Source organism: Nocardiopsis sp. NPDC006938, assembly GCF_042869555.1.
Lineage (GTDB): Bacteria > Actinomycetota > Actinomycetes > Streptosporangiales > Streptosporangiaceae > Nocardiopsis.
Genome location: NZ_JBIAGA010000008.1, coordinates 196562 through 214830, shown reverse-complemented (window position 1 = coordinate 214830; position 18269 = coordinate 196562). Strand labels below are relative to the sequence as shown.

The 18269-nt window shown below is 70.7% G+C and carries 19 protein-coding genes and 1 pseudogene; 12 read left to right on the top strand and 8 right to left on the bottom strand.

What is annotated here, in order from left to right; translation table 11 throughout:
- Positions 1-195: 195 nt before the first annotated feature.
- Positions 196-738, bottom strand: a complete 543-nt coding sequence (locus ACFYL4_RS14960; RefSeq protein ID WP_387518796.1) for a class IV adenylate cyclase — start codon at positions 736-738, stop codon at positions 196-198.
- Entirely contained in the window at positions 735-1883 is a 1149-nt protein-coding gene (locus ACFYL4_RS14955; protein ID WP_387518795.1) for a radical SAM protein, read from the bottom strand. Before ACFYL4_RS14955 ends, ACFYL4_RS14960 begins: the two co-directional genes overlap by 4 nt.
- A gap of 147 nt (positions 1884-2030) precedes the next feature.
- On the opposite strand from ACFYL4_RS14955, the pseudogene ACFYL4_RS14950 reads away from it, so the two are divergent.
- Positions 2031-2234 (top strand): annotated as a pseudogene (locus ACFYL4_RS14950) (XRE family transcriptional regulator); the annotation flags it as partial.
- A gap of 722 nt (positions 2235-2956) precedes the next feature.
- Positions 2957-3277, top strand: coding sequence for a hypothetical protein (locus ACFYL4_RS14945; RefSeq protein ID WP_387518828.1), 321 nt, complete (start codon positions 2957-2959; stop codon positions 3275-3277).
- Here the strand turns inward: ACFYL4_RS14945 and ACFYL4_RS14940 are convergent.
- Positions 3254-3799, bottom strand: coding sequence for an NUDIX hydrolase (locus tag ACFYL4_RS14940; protein ID WP_387518794.1), 546 nt, complete (start codon positions 3797-3799; stop codon positions 3254-3256). The two genes, ACFYL4_RS14945 and ACFYL4_RS14940, sit on opposite strands and share 24 nt — an antisense overlap.
- Positions 3800-4268: 469 nt before the next feature.
- On the opposite strand from ACFYL4_RS14940, the gene ACFYL4_RS14935 reads away from it, so the two are divergent.
- Entirely contained in the window at positions 4269-4838 is a 570-nt protein-coding gene (locus ACFYL4_RS14935; RefSeq protein WP_387518792.1) for a hypothetical protein, read from the top strand.
- 76 nt (positions 4839-4914) lie between these two features.
- On the opposite strand, the gene ACFYL4_RS14930 is transcribed toward ACFYL4_RS14935, so the two are convergent.
- Together ACFYL4_RS14930 and ACFYL4_RS14925 are read right to left on the bottom strand one after the other, a co-directional pair.
- Positions 4915-5478: a hypothetical protein gene (locus tag ACFYL4_RS14930; RefSeq protein WP_387518790.1), complete on the bottom strand. Its 564-nt coding sequence runs from the start codon at positions 5476-5478 to the stop codon at positions 4915-4917.
- A gap of 154 nt (positions 5479-5632) precedes the next feature.
- Positions 5633-6739: a hypothetical protein gene (locus ACFYL4_RS14925; protein ID WP_357763895.1), complete on the bottom strand. Its 1107-nt coding sequence runs from the start codon at positions 6737-6739 to the stop codon at positions 5633-5635.
- A 206-nt stretch (positions 6740-6945) separates the two neighbouring features.
- On the opposite strand from ACFYL4_RS14925, the gene ACFYL4_RS14920 reads away from it, so the two are divergent.
- From ACFYL4_RS14920 to ACFYL4_RS14880, 9 genes are all read left to right on the top strand, one after another.
- Positions 6946-7248, top strand: coding sequence for a hypothetical protein (locus ACFYL4_RS14920; protein WP_357763898.1), 303 nt, complete (start codon positions 6946-6948; stop codon positions 7246-7248).
- Between the two features lie 191 nt (positions 7249-7439).
- Entirely contained in the window at positions 7440-8279 is an 840-nt protein-coding gene (locus ACFYL4_RS14915) for a S1 family peptidase (RefSeq protein WP_387518787.1), read from the top strand.
- Positions 8280-8811: 532 nt separating this feature from the next.
- Entirely contained in the window at positions 8812-9105 is a 294-nt protein-coding gene (locus tag ACFYL4_RS14910; protein WP_357763900.1) for a lactococcin 972 family bacteriocin, read from the top strand.
- A gap of 11 nt (positions 9106-9116) precedes the next feature.
- Positions 9117-9419, top strand: coding sequence for a lactococcin 972 family bacteriocin (locus ACFYL4_RS14905; protein WP_387518785.1), 303 nt, complete (start codon positions 9117-9119; stop codon positions 9417-9419).
- 106 nt (positions 9420-9525) lie between these two features.
- Positions 9526-9819, top strand: a complete 294-nt coding sequence (locus tag ACFYL4_RS14900; RefSeq protein ID WP_357763906.1) for a lactococcin 972 family bacteriocin — start codon at positions 9526-9528, stop codon at positions 9817-9819.
- Positions 9820-9897: 78 nt separating this feature from the next.
- Positions 9898-12003: a bacteriocin-associated integral membrane family protein gene (locus tag ACFYL4_RS14895; protein ID WP_387518783.1), complete on the top strand. Its 2106-nt coding sequence runs from the start codon at positions 9898-9900 to the stop codon at positions 12001-12003.
- Between the two features lie 88 nt (positions 12004-12091).
- Positions 12092-13258, top strand: coding sequence for an amidase (locus ACFYL4_RS14890; protein WP_387518781.1), 1167 nt, complete (start codon positions 12092-12094; stop codon positions 13256-13258).
- Between the two features lie 149 nt (positions 13259-13407).
- Positions 13408-13878, top strand: a complete 471-nt coding sequence (locus ACFYL4_RS14885; protein ID WP_387518779.1) for a hypothetical protein — start codon at positions 13408-13410, stop codon at positions 13876-13878.
- 158 nt (positions 13879-14036) lie between these two features.
- A complete protein-coding gene (locus ACFYL4_RS14880; RefSeq protein ID WP_357763917.1) occupies positions 14037-14783 on the top strand; it encodes a hypothetical protein in 747 nt (248 codons plus the stop codon).
- Positions 14784-14797: 14 nt separating this feature from the next.
- Here the strand turns inward: ACFYL4_RS14880 and ACFYL4_RS14875 are convergent, their stop codons facing one another.
- The 3 genes from ACFYL4_RS14875 to ACFYL4_RS14865 all read right to left on the bottom strand — a co-directional run bounded on the left by ACFYL4_RS14875 (position 14798) and on the right by ACFYL4_RS14865 (position 18191).
- On the bottom strand, positions 14798-15931 hold the full coding sequence (locus ACFYL4_RS14875) for a PQQ-dependent sugar dehydrogenase (protein WP_387518777.1): 1134 nt from the start codon (positions 15929-15931) through the stop codon (positions 14798-14800).
- Positions 15932-16027: 96 nt separating this feature from the next.
- Complete coding sequence (locus tag ACFYL4_RS14870) at positions 16028-17167, bottom strand: aromatic acid exporter family protein (protein ID WP_387518775.1); 1140 nt, start codon at positions 17165-17167, stop codon at positions 16028-16030.
- Positions 17168-17483: 316 nt separating this feature from the next.
- Positions 17484-18191: a Crp/Fnr family transcriptional regulator gene (locus ACFYL4_RS14865; protein ID WP_387518773.1), complete on the bottom strand. Its 708-nt coding sequence runs from the start codon at positions 18189-18191 to the stop codon at positions 17484-17486.
- Positions 18192-18269 lie beyond the last annotated feature (78 nt).

Sequence of the window (18269 nt, the reverse complement as noted above, 5' to 3'; positions counted from 1 at the left end):
GGGCATCTTAGGCACTTCAAACTCCTCGTTTTGTCGACAAATTACCCAAAAGCGGGCATTTGCCCACCAACCGAGGCAACGTCACGCATTTCCCTGGCTCAGGCCGACCACAGCGAATAGCAGCCCTCGGAATGCCTTGCGTGAGGCTGTGGTTGCCCACGCCGCACAAAGCGAGGACACACCACAGCCGAGAACTCACTTCGTGCCGAAGCGCAGTTCGGTGATGGTGGCCAGGTCGATGTCGTAGCGCGCATAGACCTTAGTGGTGTTCTCGCCCGTCAGGTCCGCCTCGGTGTAGCCGAGTAGGGCCGTGACGCGGACGACCTCGGCTCGGCTGTCGGCCTCGATCTCCAGGTAGGCGGGAATGCGCGGCCAGGTGTCGATCTCCAGTTGCGCCCCGTCCAGGGTGAAGCTGTGGCGGCGGTTCTCCTGGTAGGCCTTGGGGGTATAGCCGAGCTTGCCCAGCAGGGCATTGGCGGTAGCGAAGTCACCCACGGTGGTCTCGGTCTCGCGGGTGCCACCGATGGCGTCGGAGTCGATCTCCTTGACCGTGAGCGTGACCTGGTTTCCGTTGTCACGCAGGCGTATCCAGCGGGAGGCATCGCCGGGTTCGATGTCGTAGACGTAGCGGCGCTGGAGCACCTCCCCCAGGTCGGTGCCGCCCTTGTCGAGGATGCGTTGGGCCATCTGGTCAACGTTGATGTCCAGGACCTTGGCCTCATACTCGATCGCGCTCATGGCTTCGGGTTTCCTTCCGTGCTGTGTGTCGTGGTGGGAGAAGACGCGGGGGCTCGGTGGACGGCCTCCAGCCTGTCACGGTCGGTCTGGCGAAGGCGGAGGATCTCGTCCTTGACGGGGGAGCGGAGAAAGTCCTCGATCGGCTGGCACAGGTCCATGCGTTGCAAGCACACACCCACCAGGTGGCGACCATGACGGTCGCGGTACAGGCGCAGGCCGTAGAAGCCTTCCTGACAGTCGGTGTCGTTGTTCAACCGGCACCCCTGGCAGGTGATGGGCAGGCGTACCGGACGGATCCACTTGACGTGGACACGGCGTTGGCCGCCGCCGATGCGGTAGGCGGTGCGTGCTCCGGAGGTTCCGGCAGTGAGGTGATGGGCCTCGGCGACGGCACCGCGTTGAGCCAGGAGCTCGTGGATGGCGTCGATGGACTCCTGGCCGTGATCAAGGGAGTTGAGCAAGCGCACGGACAGTTCGGGGGCGTAGGTATCCAGGAGCCGGTGGACGCGGTCGATGTGCGTGTGGTCGATGACGACGATGTTGGCGCTGGCCCGAACCCCGTGGTCGACGCAGGTCTGGATGGAGGCGTGCAGGGCCTCGATCTTGGTAGCGGCCTTGGCCGGATCGCGGAAACGGGCGTGCTGGACCCGGGCGAGTTCTTCCGGTGTGGTGCCGAAGACGGAGAAGTTGACACGGTCGAGCCCCGCCCCGGCGCAGGCCGAGATCTGTCGGGCCCCGTTCTCACCGTTAGAGGTCATGCACACCCGGTAGCCCTCGGCTGTGGCCAGACGGACCAGCTCGGGCAGGCGCGGATGGAGTGTGGGTTCTCCTCCGGTGAGGTGGAGTTCGGTGAACCCCATGCTCTGGCCTAGCTGCCGCAAAGCATGAGCGAAGTTCTCATCAGGCGCGATGGTGGCGGGCAGAAAGGCAACTCCGTTGGTGGCTGCGTAGATCGACATCCGCCCCGAGGTACCGGAGTTAGTGAAAGGCCCAGGGCCGCGGTTACGGTTGTCGACCACGACGGGTGTGCCCTCGTTGTGGCAGAAGGTGCAGGTCATACCGCAGGCGTCGAGGATTTTCACCCGCAGGGTGGTGTCGGTGCCGATGTAGGTCGGCACGGGCTCGGTGGTCCGGGAAACGTCCATGGACAGGCTCCTGTGACGGCGCTCGCGATGGAGCGGGGGTTGCGTCACAGGCGACGATTCCGTTGCGGACACCGCTCCTCCCATTCCTGATGGATATCCCCCTCAGAGATAATCGGGCCCCGTGCGCGCGTCGGCCGAAGGGAATCCATGCCTGGTCGTTCCTGGGAACAGATCACCATCCCGGCCTGGGCCTGGGAACGTCAGGAGACACAGCGAGCCCTGCGCGAGCGCGACATCGCCAGCTTGCTCCGGCTGGCCCAGGGACACGGTGCGAGCCAGACACGGATCGCTTCAGTGACCGGCATCGCACAGGGACGGGTGAGCGAGATCCTCAGCGGCAGGCGAACGGTCAGTTCACTGCGGCTGATCGAGCGGATCGCCGACGGGCTCGACATGCCCGACCCCTCACGTGTCCTGCTCGGCTTGGCACCCCGACAGCCGCTCACGGACACGAAGAAGTCTGTCGCCGGTCATCGCGTCGATCCGATGGGCACATCAGCTCTCGCACACCAGGTGCGGGAACGCTTGGAGGTCGCCTCAATCGACCAGACACTCATCACCCTGTTCGAGGAGCAGACACAGAACCTACGCCTGATCGACCGGAAACTGGGCGCTCACTACCTTCTGGCGCAGAGCCAGGCCCACGTCCAGCAAATGGAGGAGCTGCTGCACCAGTCCATCCCGGGGGCCGCACGGCGCGGACTGGCCCGCGCCTTGGCCGAAGCAGCGTCCCTGACCGGATGGCAGGCGCTCGACTCAGGACGCTCAGCGACGTCCTGGCGGTACTACGAACTCGCCAAGGCGGCGGCTCGCGAAAGCCAGGACCCCGTGATCCTGGCCCACGTGAGCGCCGAACAGATCTACGTACTGTTGGACAGCGGCCAAGCGCCGGAAGCACTCACCGTGCTCAGAGCCGTGCACAAAGACGGCGGTGGGTCGCTGCCCCGTTGCTGCGCTCGTGGATGTGGGCCGCCGAAGGAGAGGTGCACGCCTGTCTGGGGCAGAAGGTGGCGTCCCAGAAGGCCATGGAACGGGCTTTCGCTCTTCTCCCCCACCAGCCGGATGATCCCGCGTTGCCATTCCTCATGCTGGACCGGACCCACCTGCTGCGCTGGCGGGGCCACTGCCTTGCACGCCTCGGTGTGCCCGAGGCGATCGAGGACCTCATCCGGGCTTTGGCGGACATCGCGCACCTCGGGCTGGGGCGTGCCGAGGCCGGTCTGCGCACCGATCTGGCCACGGCCTACGCCGCCTGCGGCGACCTCACCCAGGCCAGTGGACAGGCGCGACGCGCCGTCGAGCTGTCGAAGCGTTCCGGGTCGGTCCGCCAACGCGCCCGTCTGGCCCGATTACTGGAACCACGAGCGCTGTCAGGAGGCGAGCAGGTGGAGTAGGGCGATGAGAGTGCCTGAGCTCTGCACACGTCCTTCAGAGACCAGGTCGCGAGTCTTGGCCAGGGGCACCCACTCGTAGACGCCCTCGTCGAACTCGGTCGGGTCCGCGACGAGTTCGGCGTCACGTCCGACGAAGACGTGGTGGGGGCTGCGTACCGTGCCGATCATCGGCTCGAACGTGGCCACGTGCTCCACCGTGCCAACCCGGTGGCCGGTCTCCTCCAGAGCTTCGCGAACGGCGGTCCGTTCCGGTGTCTCCTCGGTATCCAGGAGCCCACCGGGCAGCTCCCAGCCCCACACGTCAGGCACGAACCGGTGACGGTAACTCATCAGCACGTGCTCTTCAGCGCGGTCCAGAATCGCGATCACCGCGGCCGAGGGCAGAGTAACGGTGTGGTGCTCGAACCTGTTGCCCGAGGGGGTGGTGATGTCGGCCTTACCCAGCCGCACCCACGGGTTGTCGTACAGGGTGCGCTCACCGTGCACCACCCAACGGCCCTCACCGTCCTCGTCACCGCTCATAACCCGAAACTACCGTGGAGGCCTCCACACCTCCTCAGGGCTACCCTGGCCACAGGGCATTCGATCTCCTCTCTGTGCTCGCGCTTCAGAAGAACGAGCAGGCCACGAATATCGGTCCAGACGAGTCTGCGAACTACTGCGGGAGAAAACACACGGCGGTAGAGGGGATGGTGCATCAATTCGAGTGTGAAAGCCCGGACCTGCTCGGAGGCAAAGCGGTGCAAGCCGAGCTTCCTTAGGCTTCCCGCGTGACCACAGTGCATCTCATGGCAGCCGAGCACCCGCGGGTAGTCATGACAAGAGAGCTACCCCAGATACCTTCTTGCTCGATCACGCGGTCCACCCGGCCCTTCAGCCGAACGTCCCGTGACGCTAGCGTGGCAGTCGACCAGTCACACTCCCTGCCCCGTGTGTGGGGCGGCCCCACCCGAGGGTCCGCACGGCCCCGACCACGGAAGGGACTCCACCCGTGTTCCTGCCCGCACTCATCGCCCACGCCTACGGAGACCTCACCACCGACCAGGTGCGGTGGCTCCACGAGACGCTCGGGCTCGACGAGGACACGCCCCGTACCGCCGGGTACGGCGCGGCGACGAGCATCGCGCACCGGTACTTCACCGACGACGCCCGGCGCCTCCTCCTGGAGCTCGGGCGCAGCGGCGACGACGGATGGCTGCTCTCCGTCTACTTCCACAAGGGAGAACGTCCCTCGACCGAGACCGTCGAAAGACACCGGGCGCTGTTCCGCGACCTCTTCGAACGGCTCGACCTCACCCTCCTCCAGATCGAACCGGCCGCGACCGCCGACGAGGTCGCCGTCTTCTCCCCGCCGCCCGGCCACGTGGAGGAGGGCGTCGGTGTGTCCTGGGACCTGCCCTTCGACCAGCTGGACCAGGCCTGGTTCCACCTTCGTCTGAGCAAGGACGCCCCGCGGGAGGTGAAGGCGGTCAAGCTGCGCGAGCTGATGAGCTTCCCCGTCTGGTCCGCCGCCCCCGAACCGCTGCGCAGCCAGGCGGAGGAGTTCCTCCGCGGCACCTGACCCGGGGAGCGCGGGTGGAGCCCCCGAGTTCTCGCCGACCACTGGGCGGACACTGGGAACGCGGACTCCCGGTCGATCACTCGGGGTGGGCACCTCTGGGTTCCTGGACTCCATAGGCATCCCACAGTCGGCACAGATTCAGCAGTTCTGCCTCCACGTGGACCGCTCGGAAACGATCGGGGTTGTTCCCGTAGAGAGAACGCCCCCGGTCGGACGTGATGTCGTCCAAAGGCACGCGGTCAGCATCCCCCGGCACGAACTTGAGGACCTCTTCCAGCGCGTTGACCGACCGTTTCAGGAGTTCGGCGACCGCGGCCCGCTCCTGGGGCGTGGCCGCGTCCCTCCGGTCGAAGGCGAGGTCGGCGTAGTGATCACTGGCCCACAGGAATTCTCCGGCGTCCAGGATCTGTGAGCTGTCCGCGCCCCCATACCCCGACGCGGTCTCCACTTCCGTCGGGAGGAGGAATTCGAACCGCTCCTGGCGACCGCAGGAGGAACACGCGACCGTGTCGACGGCGACCGGTCGACCGCCGATGAGGTTCAGCCTGTGCAGAGGCGCCGTCCAAGAGCCGCCGCACTCCCCACAAGAACGCAGTTCGATGTACAGGCGGGCCTCGGAGATCGAGCGCGCTGAGAGCATGCCGGGCACCTTAACACCGCTGAGCGGACGTGAGAAGTGAACGTTGGCTCTTGGAAGGGGACCGGGGAATTCCGAGCGTCGGAAGTCCGGGCCCGCCCGGCCGCCCGACACCCGGTACGGCGATGACAGGGAACGACTCCTCCGACCCTTCGGCTCACAGCCCGAACAGGCGGTCGGTGATCCTGCCGCACAGGTGCGAGAAGACCTGGGCGTCGTAGCCGACCATGGCCGTGGAACGGCCGGGTTCGAGGCGGGCCGCGGCCTCGTCGAGGATCTCCGCGACGACGTCCACGGTCCCCGGGACCAGCGCCTTCCAGAGGGGTTCGCCAGGCCGGTACGGCTCGGCGTACTCCCGTTCGACCGGCACCCTCGGAAGCGGGGACTCCCCGAACAGCTCTCGTCGGAACTTCTCGTCCATACTGCGGAAGGAGGGGTCACGACTTCCCGCCATCAGGGCGTGCCCGGGGTCCATCGTGCCGCGGTCGCGCCAGGGCTGGTCCTCCTCTCCCGCGAGGACCCGCCGCAGGGTCTGTGCCGCCAGGGCCGTCTTCCTACCGACGCTGCGGTCTTTCGCGGCGATGAGGCGTTCCCGAGAAGGGATCTGGTCGGCCGCGCGCCGAGCCACCTCTCGCAGGAGCTCCCGGCGTGAGGTGTCGGCCCGGGTGGCGAACGGTTCCGGGGTCGAGGCGACCCAGGAAGCCCGGCCGGGGCGGGGAGTGGGTCCCCGGCCGGTGATCGCACCGCGCAGGTGATCGGCGATCTCGTGCAGGGTCACGGAGAGAGTGCCAGCCTCAGGTGCGATCTCACATGCGGGTAGTCCCGGGGCAAGGCGCCGTTCGAGGTCGGCTGTCACCCGCGCCACGGCGGACACCCATCGGTCGGTGACGATCACACACGAACCGGGCTCGAAGGCGACGTCCCCGTAGATCTCGGGGTGGTCCAGCAGCACGTAACCGGGGTGTCGGAACTGGCCCGCCCCCTCCAGCCGGGCCCACCAGTCCCGGGCAGCACCGGCCAGGGGCACGGGCTGGTCTCCGGGACCCCGACGGGTCAGCAGGTGCCGTGTCGGATCGGAGGGGTCCCCGGGCCCGGAGGTGTCCCGCGCGTCGGAGGCCAATACTCGCGCCAGGTCACACCAGGCCGTCATTCGTTCCTGCGACCAGCCCCGCTTCCGGCTCCACGGGTGTTCCAACGCCAGCATCCATGCGGCGGCGGAGTAGAGACGTTCGTACTCGGCCCGGGCTTTTCCTTCACTCGGCATGGGACCCGTTTCTGTACAGCCGCACGGGGGGCGCGGAGTGGCCCCACTCGGCGGGTTCCGTCATCCGTTGGTGTCGGACGCATCATGGAGCACGCGGTGCCGAGGGGCAAGGGGTCGCGCGAACACGCCGGAGACGCGGCGCCCCGGCTGCCGGAGGGGGTTCTGCGAGTGTGGAGGGGTCCGGACCACCGTCTCTGGGGACCCGTATGAGCGCAGCCACCACCGCCCACGCCGGGTACAGCCACCTGTTTCCCGGAGCCCGGGTGTTCGTGGCGACCACGGCGAGGACCCCCGGAGGCCTTTCCGGGGAGTTCCCCCTGGTGTTCTCGGACGGGTCCCGTTCGACCGCCCGACTCCTGGGGGAGGACGAGCGTTCCCGGGTCCTGGCGGTGGACGGGTACACCACCGCCAAGGGCACCCGGATCGACGAACGGGTGTGGGCGGTCAGGGCGGTCGAGTCCTCTGCCGAGGGGATGGGGCTGTCCCTCGGCTCCCGTCTCCCCGCCTGACGGGGCCCGGTGTCCGTGTACCTCCGTATCCTCCGGGCGTGTCTTCCGTAGTCCCTTCGCCGCGTGGTGGAGCACTTTCGTCGGTGGCCCGGCTGGTCCTCGTGGCCGATGCCCCGGGGGCTCGCGCTTCCTAGTTTGGGGTGTGGCGGCGAGCCGCCGCACGATCACATCCCAGGACGGAAGGGTCCGGCATGACTGACAGCCGCAGGAGTCGATTCGGGGCCGGGCGCGCCCCGATGGTCGCCGGAGGTCTGGCCGTGGGGGCGTTCCTCGGGGCGACGGCACTGGCCACGCCCGCCTTCGGGATCATCGGAGGTGTCGACGCCACCGAGGAGTACGGGTTCATGGCGGCCCTGTACGACGACAACGGTGAGCACCTGTGCGGGGGTGCGCTGGTCGATGAGCGGTGGGTCCTCACCGCGGGCCACTGCACCGCCCCCGAGCGGCTCACGGTACGGGTGGGCAGCACCGACCTGAACGCGGGCGGCAGCGAGCGCGCGGTGGTCGAGGTCGTCTTCCACCCGGAGTACGGGATGGAGGACGTCAGCGACGACCCCGACTACCCGCTCTCCCAGTACCTGCTGCGCAACGACCTCGCGCTCCTGCGCCTGGACGCCCCGGTCGACCAGCGGCCCGTGAGCGTCGGGGAGGGGTCGGCCGTTCCGGGGGAGACGGTGCGCGGTCTGGGCTGGGGGATGCTCGACGAGTTCGGCGAGGAGGGCAAGCCCGACACCCTCCAGCAGCTGGACACCGGGGTGGTCTCCCCCGACCGCTGCGCGGAGATGGACCCGGAGGGGGACCTGTGCTCGGAGCACCCCACCGACGAGGCCCAGATGTGCGTCTCCGACTCCGGGGGTCCTCTCGTTCGCGGCGGGGAGGGGGACTGGGAACTCGTCGGCGTCGTCAGCCGTGACGGTGACTTCGACGCGAACCCGCTGTGTGTGGGTCCGATGGTGCTCACGAACCCGGTGGCGCACGCGGACTGGATCACCGGTGTCGTGACCGAGGGGTCGCCTCGCGAGAACGCCTGACCCCGGGCACCGTCTGGCCCTCCGAGATGGACCTCATGGCGCGCCTGGCCGGGTTGCGCCTGGCCCGCCGGTGGGGCGGCTGGAACGGGGAGCCCTTCACCGCCTCGAGCCCGTTCCACGTGAGCGTCTACGAGCGGGGGTGACGACAGCGGCCTGGCCGGAGCCCTGGGTGTACCGCTCCGGCCAGGCCCCTCCGCCCGGCCCCTGCCCCGCGTGATCGCTGCACCCGCCGAAGGTCCGCCGCGCGCGCGTGAACCGGGAAGGGCACCGCACCACACATCGACAAAGGGAACAAAGCACCCGAAGACCGATACGTTGCCCCCGTTACCCCAGTTCAGGGCGGGTGTTTGGATCGTGTCCGCATCCGGCCACACAAAAGGAAACGGCGACGCCCCCGCTGTAGTACTGGAATCGGGAAGGGAGCGTCAGTTCTCACTCGTCCTTCCGCGAATTCTCGATGATGCCATCGTTCCCCGACGTTTCTCCTCTCGGAGCGACCACGCGGGGAAGACGACCGGACCGGGGTCAACGCATGCGAACAACCGTCAGTCAGGCGATCGTCGCCGTTCTCGTCACCGCGGGGATCACCGCCGGGGCCGCGGGGGCGGCCCTGGCCGGAACCCGGGTCGGTGGCGGTACCTGGTACCACGGGGTCACCGACTCCACGGTGTACTCGAACTACCACCACACCCACAACTGCCACGGGTCCACCGCCGTGGGCACCTACACCGACCGCTCCCGCAACACCGCCCCGGGCAGCACCTCCTACGCCAGCGCCCCCAGGGCCTGGACCAACAACCAGTCGTACTTCCGCAACGGCTGCTAGAGGGAGGCACCGTGAACACACTCCAGCGCGCGGGCGCCGTCCTCCTCACCGCCGCCGTCCTCTCCCTCGGCGGTGGCGCGGCCGCCCTGGCCTCGCACTCCTTCGTGGGCGGAGGGGAATGGTTCCGGGGTGTCACCGGAGCCCCCGGAGCGGGCGAGGTCTACTCCCACTACCTCCACGGCTCCTCCTGCCACGGGGCCACCGCCGTCGGTACCCGCACCGTCCGCGTGAACCGGAACGCGGGACAGTGGGCCCGCGCCTCCGCTCCGAGGGCCAACGGGAACAACCAGAGCTACTGGCGCAACGACTGCTAAGGCGCGTTCCCGTGGCCGGACCAGCGGGCGGCACCACCGCCGCACCCGCACCCGCACCCGGGACCACACACGCGACCACGCCGCCCACCGCCTGCTGGGAGCCTCAGTGAAGACACTCGTCCGTCTGACCGCCGTCGCGGTCACCGCCCTCGCCCTCGCCACCGGAACCGCTCTCGCCCAGACCTCCCACGTCGGTGGCGGCGTGTGGGAGCGCAGTCTCACCGGGGTGCCCGGCCAGGGGTTCGTCCGGTCGTACTACCACCACCCCCGGAACTGTCACGGAGCCACCGCCGTGGGCACCCACACCGAGCGCGTGAACGCCTCCGCCGGTGTGTGGGCCAGAGCCGAGGCCTCACGGGCCATGGCCAACAACCAGCAGTACTGGCGCAACGGCTGCTGACCCCCGCCCCGCCCCCGCACGTCCCGGGAACCCGTCGGGCCCCAGCCCTCGGGTTCCCCTCGCCGACAGGACCGCAAGGTGCCCCACCGGACCCTCGCCTTCGCCTACACGGCGTGTGTCGCGTTCGCCGCGCTGCTCGCCTTCCTCCTGGCCGCCACCGCCGAACAGACCCTCCACGTGCTCGACGATCCGGAGCTGGTCTGGATCACCGAGGGCGACGGCACCCACGGCACCGACGAGGTGGCGCGCGCCGTACGGGAGGTCGCCGACTCCCACGGCACCGCCATCGGCTACTCCGTGCTGGACGTGCGCACCCCCTCCTCCCTGGTCCACCTGTACCTGGCCGTCCCCGACCCGGACTCCCGGTACGCACGCTGGCTGGAGGAGGGATACCCGGCCTTCGGCCGATCCCTGACCGTCCGTACCCACCCGCTCTCCGCCTTCGGCGACGTGGGTCCGCACGGCTACTACCTGGTCTTCGGCGGCCCGGAGGCCGCAGCCGACCTCCGCGCGTCGCTGGCCGCGCACGGGCTGCGGGAGGCACCCGGCCTCCAGCGGACCCGGCTGTGGCACTTCCTCGCCGGAGGCCACCTGGGCCACCTCGCGGCGGTCGCCGTGCTCACCACGATCACCGCCACCGGAGCGGGGGTGCTGCTCTCCGCACGCGACCACGCGGTGCGGCGGCTCCAGGGGCACTCCTACGGCCGGTTGCTCGCGGGTGAGCTGGGGGCCGTCCTGCGGTTGTGGGCGATCGTCGTGCCCGCGTCGGCCGTGCTGGTGGCAGGGCTCCTCCACCTGTACAACGGCGGTAACCAGCTGGGCTTCTACTCTCTCCTGGCACTGGCGCTGCTGACGCCGCTCACTTTGGTCGCGCTCCTCACGCACGCTGCGGTGTTGGCCCTGGTGGCCTCCACCGGCGTGCTGCCCGCGCTCCGGGGGCGGCTACCCGTGCGCGGCGCCACCGCCGCCGTCTACCTGGTACGGGTCCCGGCGCTGGCACTGACCCTGGTACTGCTCGGCTCCGTGGCCACCGCCGCGCGCGAGGCCCGGGAGCAGCGGTTCGGACTGGAGGTGCACGAACGGTACGGGCAGACGTCGCGGCCGGCGCTGAGCGCGCACTACGGGTGGGCGGACGAACGGGCGGTGGACGACACGCTCGGCCCCTGGCTGCGCAGGGCCGACGCGGCGGGAGACCTGGTTCTGGCGGTCCAGATGCACCCCGCCGAACTGCTCCCGGGCGTTCCCGCGGACCCCGGCGGAGCGGTGCGCCCCGAGAGCCCCCCTGATGCCGCCGCGCGACCGGCTCCGGCCCTGAGCAATCCCGTGCTCCTGGTCAACGACACCTACCTGGCCGAGGAGGAGGTGCTCGCTCCCGACGGCAGACCCTACGGACCGGCCGCGACCGTGCGCCTCCTCCTGCCGGGCACGGCCGCGGAACACTCCGGGGCGCTGGTGGCGGGGGTGCGGGGCTGGCTCGGGGTCAACGGCGCCCCGCACACGGCGCCCGACGTGCGGGTGCTGCCCGCGGCCCCCGGCCAGACCCTGTTCACGTACGGAGCCGAGGAACGCCTCGGCGGCACCCTGCCGCTGCTGCGCGAACCGGTGGTCGTCGTCCTGCCCAACGGTGCCGTGCTCTCCGACAACTCCTACGTGAACCACCTGTCCGCCCGGCAGACCGTCTTCCCCGACCCACGGGTGGTCGAGGCGTTCCGCGCGCAGAGCCCGGAGGCGGCCCGCTACGTCGCCATGGTCGAGACCCTCGGCACGAGCGCCCGCAGAGCGCACGCCCTCACCGTGCACACGCTGCGCACCGAGCTGCTCAACCTGGCCGGGGCCGGGGCCGTGCTCGTGCTGACGGCCCTGGCGGCGTGCGTGGTCCACGTGCGCGCCCGAACCCAGGAGATCTTCGTCCGGCACATCAGCGGGTGGACGTTCCCGGCGACGCACAGACGGCTGCTGTCGGTGGAGGCGCTCCTCGCCCTGGGCTTCGTGGGCTGGGCCACGGTGGGCGCGGCCGGCCGGGCACCCACGACACAGGACCCCGGCCGGGTCGTGAACGCCGCCGCTTCCGGAGCCGTACCGGTCCACGCGGCGGTCATCGCCCTCGCCTCGCTCACCGTCACCCTCGGAGTGCTCTCCCTGCTCCACCGCCGCGTCGTCCGGGAGGGCTCCACCCGTGCCTGATCCGAGCCCCGGGCAGGCGAGGGAACTCCACGCGCGAAGGAGCGGGGCGCGCGACGGCACCGGGCGGGCCCTCGCTAGCCTCGGGCGGGTGGACGACCAGCGACCGCGATCGGCGGGTGAGACGGCCGACCGGGTGAACCGGGGCGAGGTGAGCGCGGTCGAGACCGCGCACCGGGCCCTGGACGGCATCGACCGGATCAGGCACCTGCGCGCCTTCGTGGAGGTGTGGGGGCAAGCCGCGCTGGAGCGCGCGGCGGAGGTGGACGGCGCGGTGGCCGACGGCGCCCGTTTGCCTCTCGCCGGTGTCCCGCTGGCCGTGAAGGCCTCGGAGGGAACCGGCTCCCACCAGGCCCGCCGGTTGGTCGCCGCCGGGGCGGTGCCGGTCGGTTCCACCTCCGTCCCGGGCCCCGGCACACCGTGGAAGACGTGGGGGGAGACGGCCGAAGGCCCCACCCTCAACCCCTGGTGCGCGGACCGGGTCCCGGGCGGCTCCTCGGCGGGGTCCGCCGTCGCGGTGGCCACGGGGGCGGTGCCGCTGGCGACCGCGAGCGACGGGGCGGGCTCCACCCGTATCCCGGCGGCCTGGTGCGGGGTCGTCGGCTACAAGCCGACCACGGGGCTGCTCCCGGCCCGGGACCGGGCCGGTCTGACCGTCGGCGGGCCGATCGCGCGCACCGTCGCCGACGTCGAGCTGTACCGGGGGGCGGTGCTCGGGGACGCCCCTCTCGCCTCGCCCGCCCGTCCGCGCGTCGCGTGGTCCCCGACCCTGGGTTTCACCCAGCCGGACCCCGAGGTCGCCGACGTCGCGGAAAGGGCGCTGCGGCGCTGGGCCCGGGGCTGCGGGATCGCGGTGGCGGACGCGGGGATCACGCTCACCGACCCCGCGCGGACCTGGCTCGCGAGGCGGGGCCCCGGATCACCCGCCGACGCTCCCCCCGTCGCGCCCGCCGACCTGTCCGCGCTGGCGGAGCTCCTCTCCGCCGTGGACCTGCTCGCCACCCCCGCGACACCGAACCGCCCCCACCCCCACTCGGGACCGGGTGACGTGATGAGCGTGGGGTTCACCTGGCTGTTCAACCTCACCGGGCACCCGGCCCTGAGCCTGCCCGCCGGGTTCACCGGCGACGGTCTGCCCGTAGGGCTGCACCTGGTCGCGAGGCACCGCGAGGACGCCGCCCTCCTGGCGGCGGCCCGAACGGCCGAGCGGGTGCTCGCACCCTGGTCGCGGCCACGTGTGGACGCGTCGCCGCGGTGACCGGCGGCCCGGTCTCCCGGGCGGGGCCGTCCGGTGGAACCGGGCCCACCGGCATCGGGGCGGGCGCGGGAGCGGTTCCGGTACGTTGACGTCGTCACCCGGACCCCGCCGGACGACACCGCTCACGTCCCCGTCGTCCGGAGTCACCGTTGATCGCGAGCAGAACGCTGAAGACCACCACCCCGACCGGCGAGCTCACCGCGTTCGTCCTGGCCTTTCCCACACCCCATGGCGACGGTCGCTGTCTCGTGAACGTCTTCGACGGTCCACCCGGCGGAGTGGTGGTCCTGTCGGAGATCAAGAGCAACCCGACCACCCGGGTCATGGACGCGTGGGTCCCCGCGATCGCCGCGACCCTCGGGGACGACCTCGGCATCGTTGAGCCCGAACGGCTGACCGGGTCCGAGTGGTACACGCACCACGGCGCGTTCTCCTACCACTACATGGAGTTGGGCCCTCCCACCTTCACCGCGATCCGCCTCGGGTGGGACGGGACCGCCTACACCGACCCGCTGGAAGAGCGCCGACTGCTCTCCGCGAAGGACGCGGAGTCGCTGGCCGGTCGCCTCGGCATGTCACCGGTACCGGAACAGCTGGAGCGGCTGGGCGAGGAGGTCTGATCCCGTGCCCCGGCCACGGAGTGGACCACTTCCTCGGGGGTCGGGGCCACACACCGGAGATGTAGCATCTGAGGCGGATTCTCCCCCTCGTCCGCGTGTTCCCCGGCCCCCGGAGAAGACCGTGTGACAGGGCTGCCCCAGACACGGAAACGGACGGCATGGACACGGAAGAGACCCAGGTCATGGCCAGGACGGGCCAGTTCACCACCACTCTGGGCTGGGAGACCGCCGTCAGGGGTCGGGTGGCCGCCGCGGTCGACCGGTTCGCCGGGCCGCTGGCCGACCTCGCGGAGCGCGACGCCAACGACGGCGACACCCGTCTGCTGGTCGCCGACTTCTTCAGCGTCGGTCTGAACTTCAGCAAGTTCCAGGACCTGACCACCGAGTACCGGACCAGCGGCGACTCGATCGACTACGCGATCGTCCTGGACGGCGAGCTCTTCGCGCCGGTCGAGGTCCGACGGATCGGCCAGGACCTGGACCTGCGCAACATCCAGATGGCGCGCCGCCTCGCGGTGGACGAGGGCGTGGACTGGGTGTTCCTCACCAACGGCCGGGTCTGGCGCGTCTACCACCTGCGGCCCGACCCCGCCGGTGGCGCTCCCCAACCGGTCACCGTCGTCGACGTGGACCTGCTGGACGAGGACGCCCACGACCGCAACGTCGACGGCCTGTTCCTGCTCACGCGGGAGTCCGTCGAGCACGGCCGGTTGGACGCGATGCGCCGTTGGCGCGAGGCAGCCGAGGCGGCTCCGCTGTCGGGGACCCTGGTCAGCGACGAGGTGGTGGCCGCGGTGCGAGAGCGGCTGCGGGAGAACGCCGAGCACCCCGGCCACGTGGGTGAGGACGACGAGATCCGCCGGGTGCTGGCCGAGGAGGTCGTCGCCCGGGGTCTGCTCACCTGACGTCCGGGCCGGGGTCACTCCAGGGGCACGGTCATGATCCGGTCGTCGTCATCGGCGGGTGAGCCCCAGGCGTCGAGGTTGCTGGTGCTCAGCCACAGGGTGTCGCCGTCGGGGTGGGCGACCACCGTGCGCAGGCGGCCGAACTCGTCGGCGAAGTGCGGTCGCGGCTCGCCCACCGTGCCGTCCCCGTTGAGGGGGACCTCCCACAGACGGGCCCCGCGCAGCGCCGCCACGTACAGCGAGTCGCCCACGATGGCCGCGCCGCTCGGCGATGCCTCGGCGGGCTCCCAGGTGACGAGGGGATCGGTGTAGGCGTCGTCGCCACCGGGCCCCTCCACGTCCGGCCAGCCGTAGTTGCCGCCGGGTTCGATCAGGTTGACCTCGTCGAGGGTGTCCTGGCCGAACTCGGTCGCGTATAGGCGCCCCTGCCCGTCCCAGGCCAGCCCCTGCACGTTGCGGTGTCCGTAGCTGTACACGTGGTTGTCGAAGGGGTTGTCCGGCGCGGGTTCGCCGTCGTCGGTGATCCTCAGGATCTTCCCCGCCAGGGAGTCGGTGTCCTGTGCGCTGCCCTCCTCCTGGGCGTCGCCGGTGGCCACGTACAGGTGGCCGTCGGGCCCGAAGGCGATCCGGCCTCCGTTGTGCGTGGTGGCGGCGGGGATGCCGTCCAGGAGCACCTCGGCGTCTCCCAGGGAGTCCTCGTACTCCATCCGACTGACCCTGTTGTCGGTGTCCGACGTGTGGTGGACGTACACGTAGGGCCGTTCGGGGAAGTCCGGGTCGACGGCCAGGCCGAGGAGGCCGCCCTCGCCCCCGTGCCGGACCCCCTCGACGGTTCCCGCCTCCGTGACGTCGCCGTCCGGGGTCACGTGCGCGACGACGGCGGAGTCCCGCTGGGCGACCAGCGCGGAACCGTCCGGGAGGAAGTCGATGCCCCAGGGGACGTCGAGGTCGGTGGCCAGGTCCTCGGGCGTCCCGAGCGCGGTGGTGGCGGGGTCGGTCCGCTCGTCGCCGGACCGGCCGTCCGGGGAGGAGCCACCGGACCCGGTGGCGGAACAGCCTCCCAGGAGGAGGGTGGTTCCGAGGAGGGCGAAAACTCGGGCGGCCCGGCGGGTCCGTAGGGCCGCCGGGCGGGCGGTGGTCCGTTCCATGCCTGGAACCTGCCCGTTCGCCGCGCGTGTACGCCCCCGCGCCGGGTTCGCCCGTCCGCCCGGCGTTGCGTGTCCACCGTCCGGCCGGGGTTCGGTTCACCCGTCGGCGCGGCGTTCGGTGTTCTCCTGTCCCTGGTGGATCTCCTCGAAGATCCGCTCGACGTCGGTGATCAGGGCGCTGTAGACGGGCCAGTTCCGGTCGGCCCACCGTTCCCGCAGCGCGCCGCGTTCCTCGTCCACCTGGCGCAGGGCGTCCTCGACCATCGCTCGCAGGGTGGCGGAGGCGGTGGTGTGCCCGGTCTCCTCGGAGTCGCGCACGGTCGCGAAGACCTCCGAGGCCCGTTCCACCAGCGGCGCGAACTCCCGGAGGAAGGCGTCGTCCGGTTCGGGGAAGCGTGTTCCGTGCCGTGTGGTGGTGCGCAGGGTCCGGACGAGCGACTGCACGTGTCTGCTGGCTCGGCCGAGAGCGGCGATCCACTCCCCGTAGGCGTCCAGGGCACCGGGGTCGGGCCGAGCGCCGGGGGCCAGCCGCCGGGGGTTGAGCCTCCTCCGGTCGTCCTGGCGCCGCACCGCCTCCAGGGCGTTGTCGACCGATCCGTCGAGCCCGTCCGCGGCGCGGGCCCAGTGGTCCGTGTCCGTCCCCGCCCGGCCGTCGCCCAGGCCGCGCGCCATCTCCCCGGTGAGCGAGCGGAGGCCGTCCGCGAGGTCCAGGACGGCGTTCTCGGCGTCCCGGAACCGGATCGCCGGGGCCAGCACCGCGTTCGTGACCAGGGCCGAGGCGGCGCCGACGCAGACCATCAGCAGGAGGTACCCGAGGTCCGACGCGCTCTCGGCGGTGCCTCCCGCGAGAGCGAAGGCGGCGACCACCGGAAGCTGTACGCCCTGTCCGCCGAAGAACCCCGCCTGCCCGGCGACCAGGGCGACCAGGAGCAGCAGGACGAACGACCACGGTTGGGCCCCGACGGTGAGCCCCACCAGTCCGGCCAGCAGGGCTCCGGCGAAGACGGCCGCCATGTAGCGGGCGGACTGGAGCACCGAGCCGTACACGCTGGGCCGCACGACGAGGAGCGCGGTGAAGGGGGCGAAGCCGACCTGGGAGGAGGCCCCGAGCAGGGTGCCGACGATCCACGCGAGGGTGGCGGCGACGGTGCACTTGAGGATGATGACGGCGGTCTCGCGCTCGAACCCGCGCCGTTGGCGGGCGCGTCTGACGCCGGCACGCAGTTTCTCGAACATCCCTTGCCTCCGTTCCCTCACGTCACACAACGTCCTCATGATGCGTGATCGGGTGGCCGGGGGGCGGGAGAACGAAGATCCCCGGTGGCAGGGGGACGGCCACCGGGGCGGTGTGGAGACGGGGGGTAGCTGCCGGAATGGTGCCGTCCTCACCACTCCGGCAGCCCTACCACTCTGACTCCGCACAGGGGGAGGGCACCGGAGGAGAGGGCGCGAACAGTGCGGAGCGAGAGGTTGGGCGAGATGCCCAGGTGAATTGTGTCGTCCTCCGTAACCACAGGACCACCGATCAATCGGTAATTCAGGTCAAAAAGGGTCACAAAGCGGCGTCGAAGACCCCGTTCAGGCGCTCCATGTCGACGATGACCACCCGCCGGTAGCTGGTGATGAGGATGCCCTCGGAACGGAAGCGCCGGATCGCGTTGCCGACCGCGTCGGTGCGGGCCCCGACCAGCTTGCCCAGGTCGGTGTGGGAGAGGCGCACCCCGAGGTGGACGCCCTCGTCCGTGGGGACACCGTGGCGCTGCGCCATGTCCACGAGGATGCGGGCGACCCGGGCCTCCACCTCGTAGCCCGCGAACTCGGCGCGCTGCCGGTCCGCGCGCTCCTGCCGTTCCCCCATGACCGCGAGCATCGCCCGCCAGGCGTCGGGGTGCTCCTCGAGGAAGCCCTCGAAGACCTGGTGCGGGTAGATCCGGATCGTGTGCGGGGCGCACGCGGTGACCGTGGCGCTGGGCCGGGTGTCCCGGAACATGCCCAACTCACCGACGAGGTCCCCCCAGCGCCGGATGCCGAACATCGCCTCGGTGCCGTTGCGCAGCACCGACGTGACCTTGACGCACGCGGGGTCCGCCGACGTGCCGTCCTCCGGAGGGCACAACAGCATCACCTGTTCCTCGGCGTCTCCCTGGGCGATCAGCACCCGGTTGGCGGGGACGTGCCGTGGCGGTGAGAGCGTGAGCAGCCGGTTCGCGCTCCGGGGACCAAGCATGGACATGAAGCTGCCCGCCGGCCAGTCGGTCATGCGTCCTCCGATCATCCCCACAACGATGCCCAGGTGGTACCCAGTTCCGCAGGAGAAGCACGAAACAGGCGAGCCTGA

What these genes read in the sequence shown, in the direction of transcription:
- ACFYL4_RS14960 (WP_387518796.1), bottom strand. Translation starts at nt 738, where the DNA reads ATGAGCGCGATCGAGTATGAGGCCAAGGTCCTGGACATCAACGTTGAC.
- ACFYL4_RS14955 (WP_387518795.1), bottom strand. Translation starts at nt 1,883, where the DNA reads ATGGACGTTTCCCGGACCACCGAGCCCGTGCCGACCTACATCGGCACC.
- ACFYL4_RS14940 (WP_387518794.1), bottom strand. Translation starts at nt 3,799, where the DNA reads ATGAGCGGTGACGAGGACGGTGAGGGCCGTTGGGTGGTGCACGGTGAG.
- ACFYL4_RS14930 (WP_387518790.1), bottom strand. Translation starts at nt 5,478, where the DNA reads ATGCTCTCAGCGCGCTCGATCTCCGAGGCCCGCCTGTACATCGAACTG.
- ACFYL4_RS14925 (WP_357763895.1), bottom strand. Translation starts at nt 6,739, where the DNA reads ATGCCGAGTGAAGGAAAAGCCCGGGCCGAGTACGAACGTCTCTACTCC.
- ACFYL4_RS14920 (WP_357763898.1), top strand. Translation starts at nt 6,946, where the DNA reads ATGAGCGCAGCCACCACCGCCCACGCCGGGTACAGCCACCTGTTTCCC.
- ACFYL4_RS14915 (WP_387518787.1), top strand. Translation starts at nt 7,440, where the DNA reads ATGACTGACAGCCGCAGGAGTCGATTCGGGGCCGGGCGCGCCCCGATG.
- ACFYL4_RS14910 (WP_357763900.1), top strand. Translation starts at nt 8,812, where the DNA reads ATGCGAACAACCGTCAGTCAGGCGATCGTCGCCGTTCTCGTCACCGCG.
- ACFYL4_RS14880 (WP_357763917.1), top strand. Translation starts at nt 14,037, where the DNA reads ATGGACACGGAAGAGACCCAGGTCATGGCCAGGACGGGCCAGTTCACC.
- ACFYL4_RS14875 (WP_387518777.1), bottom strand. Translation starts at nt 15,931, where the DNA reads ATGGAACGGACCACCGCCCGCCCGGCGGCCCTACGGACCCGCCGGGCC.
- ACFYL4_RS14870 (WP_387518775.1), bottom strand. Translation starts at nt 17,167, where the DNA reads ATGTTCGAGAAACTGCGTGCCGGCGTCAGACGCGCCCGCCAACGGCGC.
- ACFYL4_RS14865 (WP_387518773.1), bottom strand. Translation starts at nt 18,191, where the DNA reads ATGACCGACTGGCCGGCGGGCAGCTTCATGTCCATGCTTGGTCCCCGG.